Source organism: Fructilactobacillus carniphilus (assembly GCF_024029675.1).
Taxonomy (GTDB): Bacteria; Bacillota; Bacilli; order Lactobacillales; family Lactobacillaceae; genus Fructilactobacillus; species Fructilactobacillus carniphilus.
The window spans coordinates 229,932-246,344 of record NZ_CP097121.1 but is presented as its reverse complement, the minus strand read 5'-3'; the positions used below and the strand labels follow the sequence as shown (position 1 = coordinate 246,344).

Annotated in this window: 9 protein-coding genes, 21 tRNA genes and 3 rRNA genes; 2 read left to right on the top strand and 31 right to left on the bottom strand. The window is 45.4% G+C overall.

Features of this window, described 5'->3' with window-relative positions; all coding sequences use genetic code 11:
- Positions 1 to 76: 76 nt before the first annotated feature.
- A complete protein-coding gene (locus M3M37_RS01350) occupies positions 77 to 634 on the top strand; it encodes a DsbA family protein (RefSeq protein ID WP_252795374.1) in 558 nt (185 codons plus the stop codon).
- A gap of 14 nt (positions 635 to 648) precedes the next feature.
- Here the strand turns inward: M3M37_RS01350 and M3M37_RS01345 are convergent, their stop codons facing one another.
- From M3M37_RS01345 to M3M37_RS01335, 3 genes are all read right to left on the bottom strand, one after another.
- Complete coding sequence (locus tag M3M37_RS01345) at positions 649 to 1,719, bottom strand: competence protein CoiA (RefSeq protein ID WP_252795373.1); 1,071 nt, start codon at positions 1,717 to 1,719, stop codon at positions 649 to 651.
- 67 nt (positions 1,720 to 1,786) lie between these two features.
- Positions 1,787 to 2,482, bottom strand: coding sequence for an adaptor protein MecA (locus M3M37_RS01340; RefSeq protein WP_252795372.1), 696 nt, complete (start codon positions 2,480 to 2,482; stop codon positions 1,787 to 1,789).
- A gap of 17 nt (positions 2,483 to 2,499) precedes the next feature.
- Entirely contained in the window at positions 2,500 to 3,240 is a 741-nt protein-coding gene (locus tag M3M37_RS01335) for an MBL fold metallo-hydrolase (RefSeq protein WP_252795371.1), read from the bottom strand.
- Positions 3,241 to 3,328: 88 nt separating this feature from the next.
- On the opposite strand from M3M37_RS01335, the gene M3M37_RS01330 reads away from it, so the two are divergent.
- Entirely contained in the window at positions 3,329 to 3,835 is a 507-nt protein-coding gene (locus M3M37_RS01330) for a hypothetical protein (RefSeq protein ID WP_252795370.1), read from the top strand.
- Between the two features lie 35 nt (positions 3,836 to 3,870).
- Here the strand turns inward: M3M37_RS01330 and M3M37_RS01325 are convergent.
- The 28 genes from M3M37_RS01325 to M3M37_RS01190 all read right to left on the bottom strand — a co-directional run bounded on the left by M3M37_RS01325 (position 3,871) and on the right by M3M37_RS01190 (position 16,343).
- Positions 3,871 to 3,945: transfer RNA gene (locus M3M37_RS01325), tRNA-Asp, on the bottom strand.
- 3 nt (positions 3,946 to 3,948) lie between these two features.
- Positions 3,949 to 4,022: transfer RNA gene (locus M3M37_RS01320), tRNA-Met, on the bottom strand.
- A 19-nt stretch (positions 4,023 to 4,041) separates the two neighbouring features.
- A tRNA-Glu gene (locus tag M3M37_RS01315) sits at positions 4,042 to 4,114 on the bottom strand.
- Positions 4,115 to 4,120: 6 nt separating this feature from the next.
- Positions 4,121 to 4,208 (bottom strand) — tRNA-Ser (locus M3M37_RS01310).
- A 3-nt stretch (positions 4,209 to 4,211) separates the two neighbouring features.
- Positions 4,212 to 4,286, bottom strand: a tRNA-Ile gene (locus M3M37_RS01305).
- An 8-nt stretch (positions 4,287 to 4,294) separates the two neighbouring features.
- Positions 4,295 to 4,365: transfer RNA gene (locus tag M3M37_RS01300), tRNA-Gly, on the bottom strand.
- A 26-nt stretch (positions 4,366 to 4,391) separates the two neighbouring features.
- Positions 4,392 to 4,464 (bottom strand) — tRNA-Phe (locus M3M37_RS01295).
- A gap of 9 nt (positions 4,465 to 4,473) precedes the next feature.
- Positions 4,474 to 4,548: transfer RNA gene (locus M3M37_RS01290), tRNA-Asp, on the bottom strand.
- Between the two features lie 3 nt (positions 4,549 to 4,551).
- Positions 4,552 to 4,625: transfer RNA gene (locus M3M37_RS01285), tRNA-Met, on the bottom strand.
- A gap of 8 nt (positions 4,626 to 4,633) precedes the next feature.
- Positions 4,634 to 4,723, bottom strand: a tRNA-Ser gene (locus M3M37_RS01280).
- A 58-nt stretch (positions 4,724 to 4,781) separates the two neighbouring features.
- Positions 4,782 to 4,856, bottom strand: a tRNA-Ile gene (locus tag M3M37_RS01275).
- Positions 4,857 to 4,865: 9 nt separating this feature from the next.
- Positions 4,866 to 4,939 (bottom strand) — tRNA-Met (locus tag M3M37_RS01270).
- 45 nt (positions 4,940 to 4,984) lie between these two features.
- Positions 4,985 to 5,058: transfer RNA gene (locus M3M37_RS01265), tRNA-Pro, on the bottom strand.
- A 6-nt stretch (positions 5,059 to 5,064) separates the two neighbouring features.
- Positions 5,065 to 5,138, bottom strand: a tRNA-Arg gene (locus M3M37_RS01260).
- A 5-nt stretch (positions 5,139 to 5,143) separates the two neighbouring features.
- Positions 5,144 to 5,229 (bottom strand) — tRNA-Leu (locus tag M3M37_RS01255).
- Positions 5,230 to 5,243: 14 nt separating this feature from the next.
- Positions 5,244 to 5,315 (bottom strand) — tRNA-Gly (locus M3M37_RS01250).
- Between the two features lie 4 nt (positions 5,316 to 5,319).
- Positions 5,320 to 5,392 (bottom strand) — tRNA-Thr (locus M3M37_RS01245).
- Positions 5,393 to 5,409: 17 nt separating this feature from the next.
- Positions 5,410 to 5,482, bottom strand: a tRNA-Lys gene (locus M3M37_RS01240).
- Positions 5,483 to 5,486: 4 nt separating this feature from the next.
- A tRNA-Val gene (locus M3M37_RS01235) sits at positions 5,487 to 5,559 on the bottom strand.
- 5 nt (positions 5,560 to 5,564) lie between these two features.
- Positions 5,565 to 5,681: ribosomal RNA gene (gene rrf, locus M3M37_RS01230) — 5S ribosomal RNA — on the bottom strand.
- A gap of 70 nt (positions 5,682 to 5,751) precedes the next feature.
- Positions 5,752 to 8,667 (bottom strand): 23S ribosomal RNA (locus M3M37_RS01225).
- A gap of 170 nt (positions 8,668 to 8,837) precedes the next feature.
- Positions 8,838 to 8,910, bottom strand: a tRNA-Ala gene (locus M3M37_RS01220).
- 32 nt (positions 8,911 to 8,942) lie between these two features.
- Positions 8,943 to 9,017, bottom strand: a tRNA-Ile gene (locus M3M37_RS01215).
- Between the two features lie 85 nt (positions 9,018 to 9,102).
- A 16S ribosomal RNA gene (locus M3M37_RS01210) occupies positions 9,103 to 10,678 on the bottom strand.
- Together the 16S, 23S and 5S rRNA genes with 21 tRNA genes alongside form the textbook arrangement of a ribosomal RNA operon.
- Before the next feature lie 345 nt (positions 10,679 to 11,023).
- Positions 11,024 to 13,084, bottom strand: a complete 2,061-nt coding sequence (locus tag M3M37_RS01205; protein ID WP_252795369.1) for an LTA synthase family protein — start codon at positions 13,082 to 13,084, stop codon at positions 11,024 to 11,026.
- A 2-nt stretch (positions 13,085 to 13,086) separates the two neighbouring features.
- A complete protein-coding gene (locus M3M37_RS01200; protein ID WP_252795368.1) occupies positions 13,087 to 14,130 on the bottom strand; it encodes a lysylphosphatidylglycerol synthase transmembrane domain-containing protein in 1,044 nt (347 codons plus the stop codon).
- Complete coding sequence (locus tag M3M37_RS01195; RefSeq protein ID WP_252795367.1) at positions 14,114 to 15,169, bottom strand: glycosyltransferase family 4 protein; 1,056 nt, start codon at positions 15,167 to 15,169, stop codon at positions 14,114 to 14,116. Before M3M37_RS01195 ends, M3M37_RS01200 begins: the two co-directional genes overlap by 17 nt.
- Before the next feature lie 7 nt (positions 15,170 to 15,176).
- Positions 15,177 to 16,343: a glycosyltransferase family 4 protein gene (locus M3M37_RS01190; protein WP_252795366.1), complete on the bottom strand. Its 1,167-nt coding sequence runs from the start codon at positions 16,341 to 16,343 to the stop codon at positions 15,177 to 15,179.
- Positions 16,344 to 16,413: the final 70 nt, after the last annotated feature.

The window sequence follows — 16,413 nt, the reverse complement described above, 5'->3', positions numbered from 1 at the left end:
TTTGGTATTCTAAATAGTGCGTCTATTTATAAAGTTTATCTTAAAAAGTTTAAATTTCGAGAAAGGATTGTGCGGAATGATTGAAATGTACTTATTTGTAGAACCAACTTGTTCCACCTGTTTAACCGCGGAACAAGCTGTTACTAAAGTTGCTGATAACTTAACCCAAAAAGTGCGTGTAAAGTTCATTCCGTACCTTCAACTTGGAATAATTAACAACGAGCACCATCAACTTGATTACCAAATTACATTAGACTACAAAGCAGCTCTCTTTCAAGGATGCAAAAAAGGACGAGAATTCTTGCAACAGTTGCAAACAGAAATTATCACGAACCAAACTACTTATTCTAAATCATTGGCCGACCAAGTAGCTCGGGAAACTAGTTTGGACTTAGAGATGTTTCAAGAAGATCGCGAATCTGACCTTCCCCAATCGGCCTTTAAGTCCGACCAAGAATTGATTCGGGAAATGGGCGTAGCTGATCACGACAACCTCGTGATTTTCAACTGTGCAAGTTGTGCCAACGGTCTTTTGATTAAAGATTTAGACTATCAACATTTACATACCCTCTGTACCGAGATGGAAGCCAAGATTCAAAAAGAAGCTGGCACCCCTAACTTGCGGGTGCTGTAAAAGACTAGCAAATGCTAGTCTTTTTCTTTAGCCTGAATGGCCCGTTTTTTCTGAACCCCGTCCGCAAACCAGTGCTCCTTTTTTTGCCAGTATAGCTGTTGGTTCCGTTGGGTCGCCATCCCAGCTTGTACTAGATGATTGGCAAATTGCTGAACGATAACAAATACATGCTGATGTAAATCAGCCAATAACGGAAATTGAAGCTGGTGTTCCAACCGAATTACTAAGTCAGTTAAGTTAACAGTGTGCTTCGTTTCTAATTCCAATAGCACCTGAATGCGCCAGTTTAACCACCAAATCGCTGTTTGCAACGGTGGAACCGAACGGGGAACATGACAAACCAGCGGGCATCCTTGTAATAAGTGACGCTTTTGATAGCAAGTTTGTTGCAGTTTTACCACGGCCGGATTTTTCCGTTGCAACTGGTTTTCTACCCATCCTTGAAATAGTCTCAAGGATGGCACCGTTGGCTGCGTTAGTTGTGGATGTTGCAAGAACTGAATTAATGCCGCGCCGGTGCTAAACGATTGCTCCAAAAAAATCAACCGCTGATCCACCAAGCGAAGCTGATAACGGATCACGAACCGCATCGGCTGCTCTAAAAGAAAGAGCAGGTAATAGCCCACCGTTGGTCGATAAGCCAAAAACTTCAACACGCTGGCAGCAGTTTTACGCCGCAAGTAATACGCGTGCCCTAATAGCCATTCGGAGTGAAGCTCTAGGCTTCGGTAGCCTTGGATTCGTTCGCAAAACCGAGTTAGTGAAAGCGGACTACATTGAAATTCAAGCACTAGGTGGTGGTTCACCAACACATCTGGTCGTTGGTGAATTGCATCCAGATACCATTCCAACTGGGCGGTCCCATCCTGTTGACTCTGTTGCCATAAAAAGAACTTCCCTGCTAGATGCTCCTTCGTTTCTGGCTCCCCTACATGGCAACCGATATTTTGACGATGGGCAAAATGAGCCACCTTAAATCTACCTCGGCGTAAAAGGACTGTCGCCGCACAGTTAGGACAATAATAAGTTAATCCCCGTTCAGCGGTGCAAGCATTGATTCGTTTTTGGTCAGTCGTCATTGCCATTAACAAGCACATCACCCTTGTAGAAGATACGAAAAAAGACCACGTTTCTGTGGTCTTTTTGGTTAGTTTAATTAAAGTAATGGGTCAACGTTTTAACTGCTTGTTGCGCAATGATAGGTTGCGCTGATTGTTCCAGTTGCTCGGAGCGCATGGGACTTAACTCACCAAATTCATAGAATAAACTGAGCTGGTCGTCAATCGCATCTAACTGAGTTTTAATCTCATCCCAAGTAGGATCAACGTTGTCCGGAAACAATTGGTAACGAAGCACTAGATAATACTGGTCTTCGCGCTTATACAACGCCGTGGCCAATTTAACCCCGTGAATCCGGAGTTGCCGTTGGGCAGCCTGAATTCCGTTCAAAAGTTCTTCAAAACTAGCAAAGCGAATCGGAACCACTCTGGTTAAATGATCCGCATCAAAAACATCGCTGCTCTGCTGTTTTTGCTTCATTTTTGTAAATTTTTCCTTGGATTCTTCCGAAGCGAAGTTCACGTTGGCTTCCGTCAGTTGAGAAACCAACCGGTCATCCTTACTGATGATCATTTCAAACCCATCGTGGGCGGGTAAAACTTGAAAGGAAACCAGGTCGTTATTCTGAAACTCGTGATCAACGTCAACCTCTTCGAGGATTTGGTAGAAGAATTGTTCGACCTCATCCTGATTTTCCATGAGATCTAAAAGATTAACGTGCCGTTCTTGTAAATCCTTGTTAGTGACCCAAACTTTAATCGTATTTTCATTTGTTTTTTCAAATTTCAAAACGATCCCTCTTTAATCTAAATATTAATTACCATTCCTGTGTGCGGAAGTTGCACGGGAAGCTGGTTGTGACTGGCCACCGTAGTTTCTTGTAATAACCGGTCGCGGTCTGCTGTTTGGGGCAAATGACTAATTAGCAACGAGTGCACGTGTGCATTTAGGGCCATTCCCCCAACCTGAGTGGTAGTCATGTGCCAGATTTTCCCCGGTTGATCAGCAAAGAAATTGGTATCAGCAATCAACAGGTCTGCGTCATGAGCAAACTCTGTCAGTGTGGGGAAAACCTTTGAATCAGCAGTATAAACCAAAACTTTTCCGGTGTCACGTTCTTTGATTCTCATTGCAAACGCTGGCACTGGATGTTCTGTCCGTAAGAATTTAATTTCAAAGGGTCCAATCTGGTTAACCGTTTCAGGATCATAGGCCCGCTTTTCCGTTGCCGTGGGCCAATCTAAGCCGTCAAACGCTGCTTGATCGAAAATATGCCCGTAAATGGGTAGTAGTTCATGTTGATATCGTTCCGGGTGTAATTGCCAGTAGTATTGTAAAACCCCAACGTCGGCCACGTGATCGGCATGATAGTGCGATAATAAAACCGCATCTAAGCGTAAGGGATCTAAAACGTTCCCCAGCTCCATTAATACTCCACTGCCACAATCTAAGAGCAAATTGAAGCCTTTTGCTTGTAACAAATAGCCACTGGTTGCCGTGTTTTGATAAGGATAACCACCATAATAACCTAAAATAGTTAATTTCATTGTTTAACCTCATTTAAAAATCTTTTTTCTTTTAACTTCCTCTACTTTATTCTAAACTAAAAGTAGATAAAATGATTGGAGGATTACCATGATCAGAAAAATTTCCGTAACATTTGGATCAGAAGCCATTCTGGAACAGATTATGAAGAAATATCCCGAACGACACATGGCACTATTTGCCGCTGCTAACAACGCTCACGGAATGCAATTAGTGGATTATTCTGGTGAAGATTCTGTTTTCACTTCGCCAGTTGTTTACGAGGTAAAAGCGCATGCGGGTAATGATGACTGGGAGCACTACATTAGTTACATCGAAATTAGTCCGAGCAAAGACCAGCGACAAATTCTGGATGCTCAAGTTAGCAACTTTATGAGCAATCCGGATACCCCTACTGGAATGACGGGTGTTTACTATCTAACCGCCGAAGGTAATAGTGACAGTCGGATATTATTAACCCTTTGGAAACAGCAATATGATTGCATGAAATGGGAACAAAGTGAGCAACACGATTTTGTTTCGTACCAAACCTTTAAGAATGATTTTAGTGCTAACTACCATGAGATTGGTTATCAACGAGTTCAACCTAAAGCATAAAAAAAGGAGATGAATTTTTCATCTCCTTTTTTTAACGGTCCGTACGAGACTCGAACTCGTGATCTCCTGCGTGACAGGCAGGCGTCTTAAACCGACTGGACCAACGGACCAAATTGCGGGGGCTGGATTTGAACCAACGACCTCCGGGTTATGAGCCCGACGAGCTACCAGACTGCTCTACCCCGCGATAATATTCAAATAAAAAATGACCCGTACGGGATTCGAACCCATGTTACTGCCGTGAAAGGGCAGTGTCTTAAACCACTTGACCAACGGGTCAAAAAACGGAGAAGGAGAGATTCGAACTCTCGCGCCGCTTACGCGACCTACACCCTTAGCAGGGGCGCCTCTTCAGCCACTTGAGTACTTCTCCAGATGGGCCTAAGTGGACTCGAACCACCGACCTCACGCTTATCAGGCGTGCGCTCTAAACCAGCTGAGCTATAGGCCCAAAATAAAAGCGGGTGACGAGAATCGAACTCGCGACAATAGCTTGGAAGGCTATGGTTTTACCACTAAACTACACCCGCATAACATATTTAATTAATGAAACAAGTGGCGCGGGACAGAATCGAACTGCCGACACACGGAGCTTCAATCCGTTGCTCTACCAACTGAGCTACCGAGCCATATCAAAGCGGTCCGTACGAGACTCGAACTCGTGATCTCCTGCGTGACAGGCAGGCGTCTTAAACCGACTGGACCAACGGACCAAATTGCGGGGGCTGGATTTGAACCAACGACCTCCGGGTTATGAGCCCGACGAGCTACCAGACTGCTCTACCCCGCGATAATAAAAGGAGGATGAGAGATTCGAACTCTCGCGCGATTTGACTCGCCTGACGGTTTTCAAGACCGTTCCCTTCAGCCAGACTTGGGTAATCCTCCGTCAAACAGAAACAAGTATAGCATATACATATAAGGCCGTCAACAATAATTTGACAAATGGATCTTGTAGGACTCGAACCTACGACCGGACGGTTATGAGCCGTCTGCTCTAAACCAACTGAGCTAAAGATCCAAGACCTAATCGCGGCGGAGGGAATCGAACCCCCGACCTCTCGGGTATGAACCGAACGCTCTAGCCAGCTGAGCTACACCGCGATTAATAGGCAAATATTACCTAAAAATAGATATTAAAATATCTAATCGGGAAGACAGGATTCGAACCTGCGACCCCCTGGTCCCAAACCAGGTGCTCTACCAAGCTGAGCTACTTCCCGAACAAATGCACCTAGCAGGAGTCGAACCTGCAACCTTCTGATTCGTAGTCAGACACTCTATCCAATTGCGCTATAGGTGCATAAATGCCGAGGACCGGGATCGAACCGGTACGGTCATTACTGACCGCAGGATTTTAAGTCCTGTGCGTCTGCCAATTCCGCCACCCCGGCAAAAGGTGGTACAAAGCGGAAGACGGGATTCGAACCCGCGACCTCCACCATGGCAAGGTGGCGTTCTACCACTGAACTACTTCCGCATAATGCCGACTAGAGGATTCGAACCTCCGACCCCCTGTTTACAAGACAGGTGCTCTGCCAACTGAGCTAAGTCGGCATATGCTATATAATTAATGAGCCGTGGCAGGTTCGAACTGCCGACCCTCTGATTAAAAGTCAGATGCTCTACCGACTGAGCTAACGGCTCAAGATGGAAGATACAGGGCTCGAACCTGTGACCCTCTGCTTGTAAGGCAGACGCTCTCCCAACTGAGCTAATCTTCCAATTCGCGTGGCAACGTCCTATCCTCGCAGGGGGCGATCCCCCAACTACTTTTGGCGTGCTAAAGCTTAACTGCTGTGTTCGGCATGGGAACAGGTGTATCCTTTAGGCTATCGCCACCACACTCTGAGTGAACTTCGTTCCCTCAAAACTAGCTAATATTATTTCCTGCTGAGTTTCCATTCTGCTTTTCCTTGGTTAAGTCCTCGACTGATTAGTATTAGTCCGCTTCACGTATCGCTACGCTTCCACTTCTAACCTATCGACCTGATCATCTTTCAGGAGTCTTACTTCCATATAGGAATGGGAAATCTCATCTTGAGGCGAGTTTCACACTTAGATGCTTTCAGCGTTTATCTCATCCATACATAGCTACTCAGCGGTGCGCCTGGCGGCGCAACTGATACACCAGCGGTATGTCCATCCCGGTCCTCTCGTACTAGGGACAGCTCCTCTCAAATTTCCTGCGCCCGCGACGGATAGGGACCGAACTGTCTCACGACGTTCTGAACCCAGCTCGCGTACCGCTTTAATGGGCGAACAGCCCAACCCTTGGGACCAACTACAGCCCCAGGATGCGATGAGCCGACATCGAGGTGCCAAACCTCCCCGTCGATGTGAACTCTTGGGGGAGATAAGCCTGTTATCCCCAGGGTAGCTTTTATCCGTTGAGCGATGGCCCTTCCATACGGTACCACCGGATCACTAAGTCCGACTTTCGTCCCTGCTCGACTAGTCAGTCTCACAGTCAAGCTTGCTTCTGCCTTTACACTTACAGAATGATTTCCAACCATTCTAAGCAAACCTTTGAGCGCCTCCGTTACTATTTAGGAGGCGACCGCCCCAGTCAAACTGCCAACCAGACACTGTCTCCGAGCACGATGAGTGCTCAGGGTTAGAGTGTTCACATAGCAAGGGTAGTATCCCACGGGTGCCTCCACCGAGACTAGCGTCCCGGTTTCAATGGCTCCTACCTATCCTGTACAAGCTATGTAAACACCCAATATCAAGCTACAGTAAAGCTCCATGGGGTCTTTCCGTCCTGTCGCGGGTAACCTGCTTCTTCACAGGTATCTTAATTTCACCGAGTCTCTCGTTGAGACAGTACTCAAATCGTTACGCCTTTCGTGCGGGTCGGAACTTACCCGACAAGGAATTTCGCTACCTTAGGACCGTTATAGTTACGGCCGCCGTTTACTGGGGCTTCATTTCGAGGCGTCGCCGAAGCTAACCTTTCCACTTAACCTTCCAGCACCGGGCAGGCGTCAGCCCATATACTTCATCTTACGATTTTGCATAAACCTGTGTTTTTGATAAACAGTCGTTTGAGTCTCTTCACTGCGGCTGACCTGACGGTCAGCACCCCTTCTTCCGAAGTTACGGGGTCATTTTGCCGAGTTCCTTAACGAGAGTTCTCTCGCTCACCTGAGGATCCTCTCCTCGACTACCTGTGTCGGTTTGCGGTACGGGTAGTTAATTACTCACTAGAAGCTTTTCTCGGCAGCGTGACATCGGTTGCTTCTCTACTTTAATTTCGATCCTCATCAACGCTTGTCAACCCGGTCAGAAGCATTTCACTCCTCACCTGACTTACGTTTTAAACATCCTTTTCCAGCCGGATGCTCAACCTAGCCTTCTGCGTCCCTCCATCGTTCCAACATAATTAACTAGTACAGGAATCTCAACCTGTTATCCATCGCCTACGCTTCTCAGCCTCGGCTTAGGTCCCGACTAACCCTGGGTGGACGAGCCTTCCCCAGGAAACCTTAGTCATTCGGTGGACCAGATTCTCACTGGTCTTTCGCTACTCATACCGGCATTCTCACTTCTAAGCGCTCCAACAGTCCTTCCGGTCTGCCTTCATTGCCCTTAGAACGCTCTCCTATCACGCAACGTAGTTGCGTCCGCAGTCTCGGTAATATGCTTAGCCCCGGTAAATTTTCGGCGCAGAATCACTCGACTAGTGAGCTATTACGCACTCTTTAAATGGTGGCTGCTTCTGAGCCAACATCCTAGTTGTCTAAGCAACTCCACTTCCTTTTCCACTTAGCATATATTTAGGGACCTTAACTGGCGGTCTGGGCTGTTCCCCTTTCGACGATGGATCTTATCACTCATCGTCTGACTCCCGGACATAAATCAATGGTATTCGGAGTTTATCTGAACTCAGTAATCCAAGACGGACCCCTCGCTCAAACAGTGGCTCTACCTCCATGATTCTAATTCCGAGGCTAGCCCTAAAGCTATTTCGGAGAGAACCAGCTATCTCCAAGTTCGTTTGGAATTTCACCGCTATCCACACCTCATCCCAGCACTTTTCAACGTACACGGGTTCGGACCTCCGGTGCGTATTACCGCACTTTCATCCTGGACATGGATAGATCACCTGGTTTCGGGTCTACGGCAACATACTAATTCGCCCTCTTAAGACTCGCTTTCGCTACGGCTCCGCTTTTTCGGCTTAACCTTGCATGCAACTGTAACTCGCCGGTTCATTCTACAAGAGGCACGCCATCACCCCTTAACGGGCTCTGACTGCTTGTAGGCACATGGTTGCAGGAACTATTTCACTCCCCTTCCGGGGTGCTTTTCACCTTTCCCTCACGGTACTGGTTCACTATCGGTCACTAGGGAGTATTTAGCCTTGGGAGATGGTCCTCCCGGATTCCGACGCCGTTTCACGTGTGGCGCCGTACTCAGGATCCTGAACTGAGGGAATTCAATTTCGCTTACGAGACTATCACTCTCTTTGGTGCAGCTTCCCAACTGCTTCAGCTATCAAATTCTTTTGTAACTCAAATGTTCAGTCCTACAACCCCGAACCACGAAGGTTCGGTTTGGGCTATTCCCAGTTCGCTCGCCGCTACTTTGGGAATCGAAATTTCTTTATCTTCCTGTGGGTACTTAGATGTTTCAGTTCCCCACGTCTGCCTCTGCGTAGCTATGAATTCACTACGTAGTGATTAGTCATTACACTAATCGAGTTTCCTCATTCGGAAATCTCCGGATCACAGCTTACTTACAGCTCCCCGAAGCATATCGGTGTTAGTTCCGTCCTTCATCGGCTCCTAGTACCAAGGCATTCACCATGCGCCCTTTCTAACTTAACCTATAATCCGACGGATTATAAATTATTGAGTTTAGCGATTAAACACATTAAAAAACTCAAATTACACAATGGTTTTCTCGGTTAAAATTATATCAATCAATATAATTCTTACAGAAAATAATATTATCTAGTTTTCAAAGAACCAAGCGGTACTAAAAATACTAGTACCAATGGAGAATAGCGGGATCGAACCGCTGACCTCCTGCTTGCAAAGCAGGTGCTCTCCCAGCTGAGCTAATTCCCCAAAATTCAATTATCATACCGTAACAACGGCGATGGGCCTAAGTGGACTCGAACCACCGACCTCACGCTTATCAGGCGTGCGCTCTAAACCAGCTGAGCTATAGGCCCAAAAAGCGCGGATGGTACTGTGAGAGTAGTTCTCTCAAAACTAAACAAGACTTTGATCGGTGTAAAGTTCCGTATTATTCCTTAGAAAGGAGGTGATCCAGCCGCAGGTTCTCCTACGGCTACCTTGTTACGACTTCACCCTAATCATCTGTCCCACCTTAGGCGGCGGACTCCATACGGTTATCCAACCGACTTTGGGTGTTACAAACTCTCATGGTGTGACGGGCGGTGTGTACAAGACCCGGGAACGTATTCACCGTGGCATGCTGATCCACGATTACTAGCGATTCCAACTTCATGCAGGCGAGTTGCAGCCTGCAATCCGAACTGAGAACGGCTTTAAGAGATTAGCTTGACCTCGCGGTTTCGCAACTCGTTGTACCGTCCATTGTAGCACGTGTGTAGCCCAGGTCATAAGGGGCATGATGATTTGACGTCATCCCCACCTTCCTCCGGTTTATCACCGGCAGTCTCTCTAGAGTGCCCAACTCAATGCTGGCAACTAAAGACAAGGGTTGCGCTCGTTGCGGGACTTAACCCAACATCTCACGACACGAGCTGACGACAACCATGCACCACCTGTCATTCTGCCCCCGAAGGGGACACCTAATCTCTTAGGCTAACAGAAGATGTCAAGACCTGGTAAGGTTCTTCGCGTAGCATCGAATTAAACCACATGCTCCACCGCTTGTGCGGGTCCCCGTCAATTCCTTTGAGTTTCAACCTTGCGGTCGTACTCCCCAGGCGGAATGCTTAATGCGTTAGCTTCGGCACTGAGAGGCGGAAACCTCCCAACACCTAGCATTCATCGTTTACGGCATGGACTACCAGGGTATCTAATCCTGTTTGCTACCCATGCTTTCGAGCCTCAGCGTCAGATGCAGACTAGACAGCCGCCTTCGCCACTGGTGTTCCTTCATATATCTACGCATTTCACCGCTACACATGAAGTTCCACTGTCCTCTTCTGCACTCAAGTTTCCCAGTTTCCGATGCACTTCTTCGGTTAAGCCGAAGGCTTTCACATCAGACTTAAAAAACCGCCTGCGCTCGCTTTACGCCCAATAAATCCGGACAACGTTTGCCACCTACGTATTACCGCGGCTGCTGGCACGTAGTTAGCCGTGACTTTCTGGTTAGATACCGTCACGCCGTGAGCAGTTACTCTCACAGTCGTTCTTCTCTAACAACAGAGTTTTACGAGCCGAAACCCTTCTTCACTCACGCGGCGTTGCTCCATCAGACTTTCGTCCATTGTGGAAGATTCCCTACTGCTGCCTCCCGTAGGAGTATGGGCCGTGTCTCAGTCCCATTGTGGCAGATTACCCTCTCAGGTCTGCTACGTATCATCGCCTTGGTGAGCCATTATCTCACCAACTAGCTAATACGCCGCGGGTCCATCCAAAAGCACTAGCGCAAAGGCCAGCTTTCAAACTAAAACCATGTGGTTTTAGTTGTTATACGGTATTAGCATCTGTTTCCAGGTGTTATCCCCTACTTCTGGGCAGGTTACCCACGTGTTACTCACCAGTTCGCCACTCGGTCCGATCTAAAGTCAAATCCGTGCAAGCACTTCATTTCATTTAGGAGACCTCGTTCGACTTGCATGTATTAGGCACGCCGCCAACGTTCGTCCTGAGCCAGGATCAAACTCTCATTTTAAATGAGAACTTTACTAGCTCTACTTTATTATTTGTTTCTTAAGCGAATTGACTTCGCAAATGTTTAATTTTTAAACGCTAGTTTAAAAATTCCTTACACTTTTTGTAATCAAAATCTTGTTCAGTTTTCAAAGAACTACCCAATCATCAGTTACTTGACAACTTAATTATCATACAATGTTCAGAGGAAGAAGTCAAACACTTTTTTAATTCATTATAGTGCTCTATCAATCGCTCTTAACAACATGAATTATACTATCAACTTATCTAGGGTTCGTCAATACTTTTTTGCAGAAAAAAAGACTAGCCATCACGAAATTATCGTATGGGCTAGTCTTTAATTTAATTATTTCAATTCGGGCGCGTCAGTTTGAAAGTCAGATTCAGTTGACTTGCCGCCATTTTGATCGACTAAATCATTCTTTTGCTTTTGATCGGTTTGTTTCAACTTTTTCAAAGCGTCCTTTTTGTTGTAGTTAAACGACTTCTTATTAACATCATGATATCCAGGTACCTTGTGGAAGCGAAGCAAGTCACCATACACAACCTTATCAGAATTAGATAACGAATTATCGACGTAACTTTGAATCTTCGCCACTTCTTGCTTCTGTTCATTATTAAGCTTGAGCTCCGAACCGGTCTTAGTATCATAAACGGTGGATCCCACTTTCGTATACTTCGGACTAACAAAGTCACCATTTCTAAACGGCACAATTTGGTTATTATCCTTACTCATCAAATCCTGTCCAAATTGAATCATGTTCTGATTATTAACTCCGAGTAAGTGCAGCAAGGTAGGTAAGACATCAATTTCTCCCCCATAAGTATGGTTAACTCCACCTTGAATATTAGCACCATTAATCATGAACGGTACCTTCTGGAATTGAGCCAGATCATACTTATTAACACTCTTCTTATTCAAGAGCTTAGCAATGGCCGGACGATGGTTATTCGAAATTCCGTAATGATCCCCATAAAGAACCACGACACTGTTCTTCGCTAATCCACTCTTTTGTAAGTAGGCTTCAAATTCTCCAAAAGCCTGGTCCAGGTAATGCGCAGTTTGCACGTATGGATCAACCGTATTATCCCCAGTAGTGGTAGCTGGAAAGTCCGTGTTTTGTTTATCCAACTCATACGGGTAGTGGTTCGTTAACGTAATCAACTTCGCATAGAAAGGCTGCGGTAACTGTTGAATGTATGGAATACTCTGCTTGAAGAAAATTTTATCCTTCATCCCGTAACCAATGTTGTAGCTTGGCTTATTTTTGTAGTATGCCTCACTAAAGAAGTAGTCATATCCCCACGATTTGTAGGCGTTGTTTCGGTTCCAAAAAGTTGGAACATCGCCATGAAAGGCTGCCGTTGTGTATCCCTTCTGATCCAAAATCGATGGAGCCGCTTGATAAGTATTTTGTCCCCCATAGGTTACCATCGCCGAACCCTGCGGCAAACCATACAGTGAGTTTTCAAGCATCATTTCCGCGTCAGAAGTCTTTCCCTGCGCGACTTGGTGGTAGAAGTTATCAAAGGACAGCGTATGTTGATCATGGTAAAACTTATTAATGTTAGGCGTAACTTCTTTTCCGTTCACCTTATAGTCAATTAGGAACTGTTGGAAACTTTCCAAGTGAATGATAAAGACGTTTTTGCCCTTTTCTTTTCCATAGTAACTCACGTTCGGACTAGCGTAGTTCTGTTTAACGAACTTTTCTACGCTCTTTAAGTCCTTCGCCTTTGCCTGTGATCTCGTTTTCGATTCTTGATGAGTTTGATAAGCACTAAAGGCGGCGTACTCGTTCAACCCCAAGTACTTCACAATGTAATTATTATCAAAAGTTCGTGTCAATAATCCCGAGCGATCGGCATTAGCCACGTTGTATTCGGCAAACATCAAGACTAGGGATAGAATGGTAATGCCCACTGCGTACCGTAACTTCAACGGCTTCTTGCTAATCTTAATTACTCCGAACAGTAACAGTAAGATTAAAATCACGATGTCCAAATACACAATAAAATCAGTGGGACGCAGGATTTCCAAGAAACTTTTTCCCAGGTTATTTTGTACGTTCCCCGTTCCCTGAATAATTCCCATGGACAAGAAATCCGAAAATTCTCGGTAATACAAAATATTGGCAAAAATCCACGTGGACTGTAAGAAATCGATAATTAGCATCAACCAGTAGGACAACTTCCCCCGAAAATACAGGGCAATTCCGAACAAGAGTAGAGCAGACGGCAGTGGGTTAACCGCTAGCAGGAATTCTTGCATCCCACCGGATACTCCAAGGGTAAAGTCCGTTTTATAACAATAATAAGTTTTCAGCCAAAACAGTAAGACAACCAGGACGTAAAATCCAATCGTTGTATTAAAAAATTGGCGGATTCGCTTCCAAAAAGCAGCCATGCTTATTCCTCCATACTTTCCGCTTTATTATTTTGCGCGTGAACGCGCCGGGGCTTGATCATCAAGGCAACCAGCCCTAAGAACAGACCGAGATAGTAGGTCAATAATCGCCATAAAATCATGGCCAACGCTAATTTGCTGGAGCTATGAATGTAGCTACGGAATAACTTTTCAAAGCTATATTCGGCTCCCCCCGCTCCTCCCGGAATAGGAAACATTGAAATTACTAAGAAGATCAAAACGTCCAGGCTAGTAACCATTACGACGTTCGCATTATGATAACCTAACGACAGCATCACAAAATACGGAATGAGGTAGTAGAAAAACAGTTGTAAAAAGGTCAAGATGCAGACCTTGGCCATTAGTTTCCCTTCGTGCCCAATCCGAATACTTTCATCGTGGAAATTATCAATTTTTTGGTTCAAAGTTCGTTTCCAACGTTGGTATTTGTTTTCGTTGACAAACCAGCCCACCACTTTAAAACAGCCGTTGACTAGCTTTTTTGTCATCGAATACCAGTACATGATCATCAACAGTCCCACAATCACCACCAGGTGAATCAAAAACCCGAACACTACAAAAATAGCTAACGAGTGGACAGTATCAACCAGGTAGCGAAAGCCAATGATCAAGCTCACCACAAAATTCAGGACAATCATTGCTTGATAGATGACAAACTTCATTAACAGGGCCGAGCTGGCCTTCCCTCCATCAACACCAGCTTGAAGGAGCACCACCAATTGCGCAGGTTGACCCCCACTAGAAAACGGAGTAATCCCGTTAAAGAGTTGTTCAACCAGGGGAACCCGAATTGCATCCCGAAACGAAAATGTTGGCGTACTACTCTTCACCAAAAGATAGGTCACGACCGATTCAAAGAAAAAATACAGTAAAATACAACCCAGAGCGACGGTTAGCCACCCTAAGTTGACGGAAGAAAGGTCATTAATTAGCACGCTAAATTTAATGTCACGCACAGCGTACCACGAGATTAGCAATCCAATGGCCACCATGAGTAGTAACGAAATTTTATTTCTTCTGGACATGAGACCTCCCGTTTTCCGCCTGTATTTGGGCTTGCTGGATGTAAAAATCATGCCAAATCTGGGCTAAGTGATCCTCAGAATAATAATCAGAAGCCGTTTCTGCTTTATGAACATACTCCGCCAACTGCTCAGGATCATCCGCCAATTGATGTAACCACTGATTCATATCTGGCTCATCCTTAGCAGGCGCATAATAACCAGCAATGATTTGTTGGTATAGCGGTAAATCCCGTAAAATCACCGGCAACCCGCAAGAAAAGGCTTCTAACACTGACATTGGAAATAGCTCATTATAGGATGGCAGTAAAAAGACATCCGCCAAATCATAGTAGTCAACCAGCTGCTTGCGGTCCACAATCCCCGGAAAACTCAGGTTCGCCGGTGGATTTTCAACCAACTTTTTGAGTTCTGAATAACCTGCAGTCATGCCACCAAACGAAAAACCGCCCACCCAGATAAATTGGTACATCGGATTTGCCTGAGCCAGCTTGGCAAAATCTAACACGCCCTTTCGGGTTTGTACTTGTCCCGTACAAATTACCGTGAAGCGATGCTGATCGTAACCATATTGATCACGCAATCTTTGCTTCTGATTTGGTGATACCGGATGGAATTCCGTCTTGCTTACAAAATTCGGAATGTAAGTTACTCGTTTGGCTGAAATCCCATACTTTTCCAATTCGGGAATAAAGGTCGGATTCACCACCACAATTTGATCCATCCGTTTGTAAAATGCAATCACATACCGATAAAACAATTGCTTAATTCCCAGGGGTAGTTGCAAACTTTCCTCCAGAGTTTCTGGCAGAAAGTGCACGTAGCCAATTTTACGCCCCCGATGTTTACTAAACGTCGACAGGTAAAAAGTAGGATTAATGGTGTGATAGTGACTAATATCAGCAGGACGATACTGGTTCACTTCAATTTGAAATTCCGTCGGAAAACGGTCACGTAATAACCGGATTAATTCCAGATAGGCGCTTCCTACTCCCTGACCTTTGACTTTGGTCGCCGTTGAAAACATGTCAATTTTGAGCATCGTCATTCTACTCCTTATCGTCAGTGCTAACGTAACGGTCTACAACGTCGCGATAAAAACTTTCGATTTGATCCACAAAGTAATCGGCCGAAATGTCATGCAATTTTTGCTGCCGTAGTTCAGAGTTATCCAAGTAAGCAGTGGGATGCTGTAGGTATTCAATCACATCGTTACTAAATTCTGTTAACGTGGTGAACGTTTTCCCTAAAGATGGATCAGTAATCAAATCATTCGTATAGGGACTAGCAGCCACCACTACTTTGGTATCGGCGGCCATCGCTTCAATATAGGTTAATCCCTGAGATTCAGAGTTCGACGTTGACACAAATAAATCCGCCATTCGATAGTAGGCGTTGACCTTTTGATTATTGATCTCACCGGCAAAAGTCACATGGGCTTGCAAGCCAGACCGAGCCACCTGTTGGTGCAAATCATCTGCTGCTGGTCCGTCCCCCACAATGACAAGATGGGCATCCGGAACCGCTTCTAGAATCGTCGGCATTTGCCCAATCAACGTATCAATGTCTTTTTCATACGCTAATCGACTTAACGACAGTAAAACTGGTTGGTCTGGAGTGATTCCCAGTTTCTTCCGTAATTCTGCTACATTCCCGCCATCTTCATAATGATGTAAATCGACTCCCGTTGGAATGATGCGAATTGGACTTTTTACGCCATAGTCAGTTAGTTTATCTAGCACGCGTTTACTTGGGGCTACAATCCCATCTAAATGACGGCAAAAGGCCAGCGTCCCCTCTTTAACGTGAATTGGTTTAAGTAAATGACCGTTGGCCACGTAATGAAGGTAATCTTCGTACATGGTGTGGTACGTGTGCACACATGGAATGTTAAGATTACGCGCCACAAACTTGCCAATCACTCCCATCGAAAACTCAGTTTGGGTGTGCACCAGGTCTAGATTTAATCCCTTCGCAATTTGGGTGGCCTGAAAAAGCCCCCGAACTGCAATCCGTCGTTCTGTAAACGAAATAAATGGAATGCTAGAAAAGCGATAAATGCCTGCTTCCCGTTCCTCATCCGCATTTGGGTCTGTGGTCGTAAAAATATAGACATGATTGCCCCGTCGTTCTAATTCATCCTTTAACGTTTTAATGGAAGTTGCCACTCCACTAACTTGGGGGAAATATGTATCTGTAAATAAGCCGATATTCAAGCGCCGGTTCTCCCTTTCAAATTGACGATAAACAACTAAATTATATTGGTTTCCCAGGTAGTTTGCAAAC

Bases quoted from the DNA above. Each gene is read 5' to 3' on its own strand.
- M3M37_RS01345 (WP_252795373.1), bottom strand. From the start codon at position 1,719: ATGGCAATGACGACTGACCAAAAACGAATCAATGCTTGCACCGCTGAA.
- M3M37_RS01205 (WP_252795369.1), bottom strand. From the start codon at position 13,084: ATGGCTGCTTTTTGGAAGCGAATCCGCCAATTTTTTAATACAACGATT.
- M3M37_RS01330 (WP_252795370.1), top strand. From the start codon at position 3,329: ATGATCAGAAAAATTTCCGTAACATTTGGATCAGAAGCCATTCTGGAA.
- M3M37_RS01335 (WP_252795371.1), bottom strand. From the start codon at position 3,240: ATGAAATTAACTATTTTAGGTTATTATGGTGGTTATCCTTATCAAAAC.
- M3M37_RS01350 (WP_252795374.1), top strand. From the start codon at position 77: ATGATTGAAATGTACTTATTTGTAGAACCAACTTGTTCCACCTGTTTA.
- M3M37_RS01200 (WP_252795368.1), bottom strand. From the start codon at position 14,130: ATGTCCAGAAGAAATAAAATTTCGTTACTACTCATGGTGGCCATTGGA.
- M3M37_RS01195 (WP_252795367.1), bottom strand. From the start codon at position 15,169: ATGCTCAAAATTGACATGTTTTCAACGGCGACCAAAGTCAAAGGTCAG.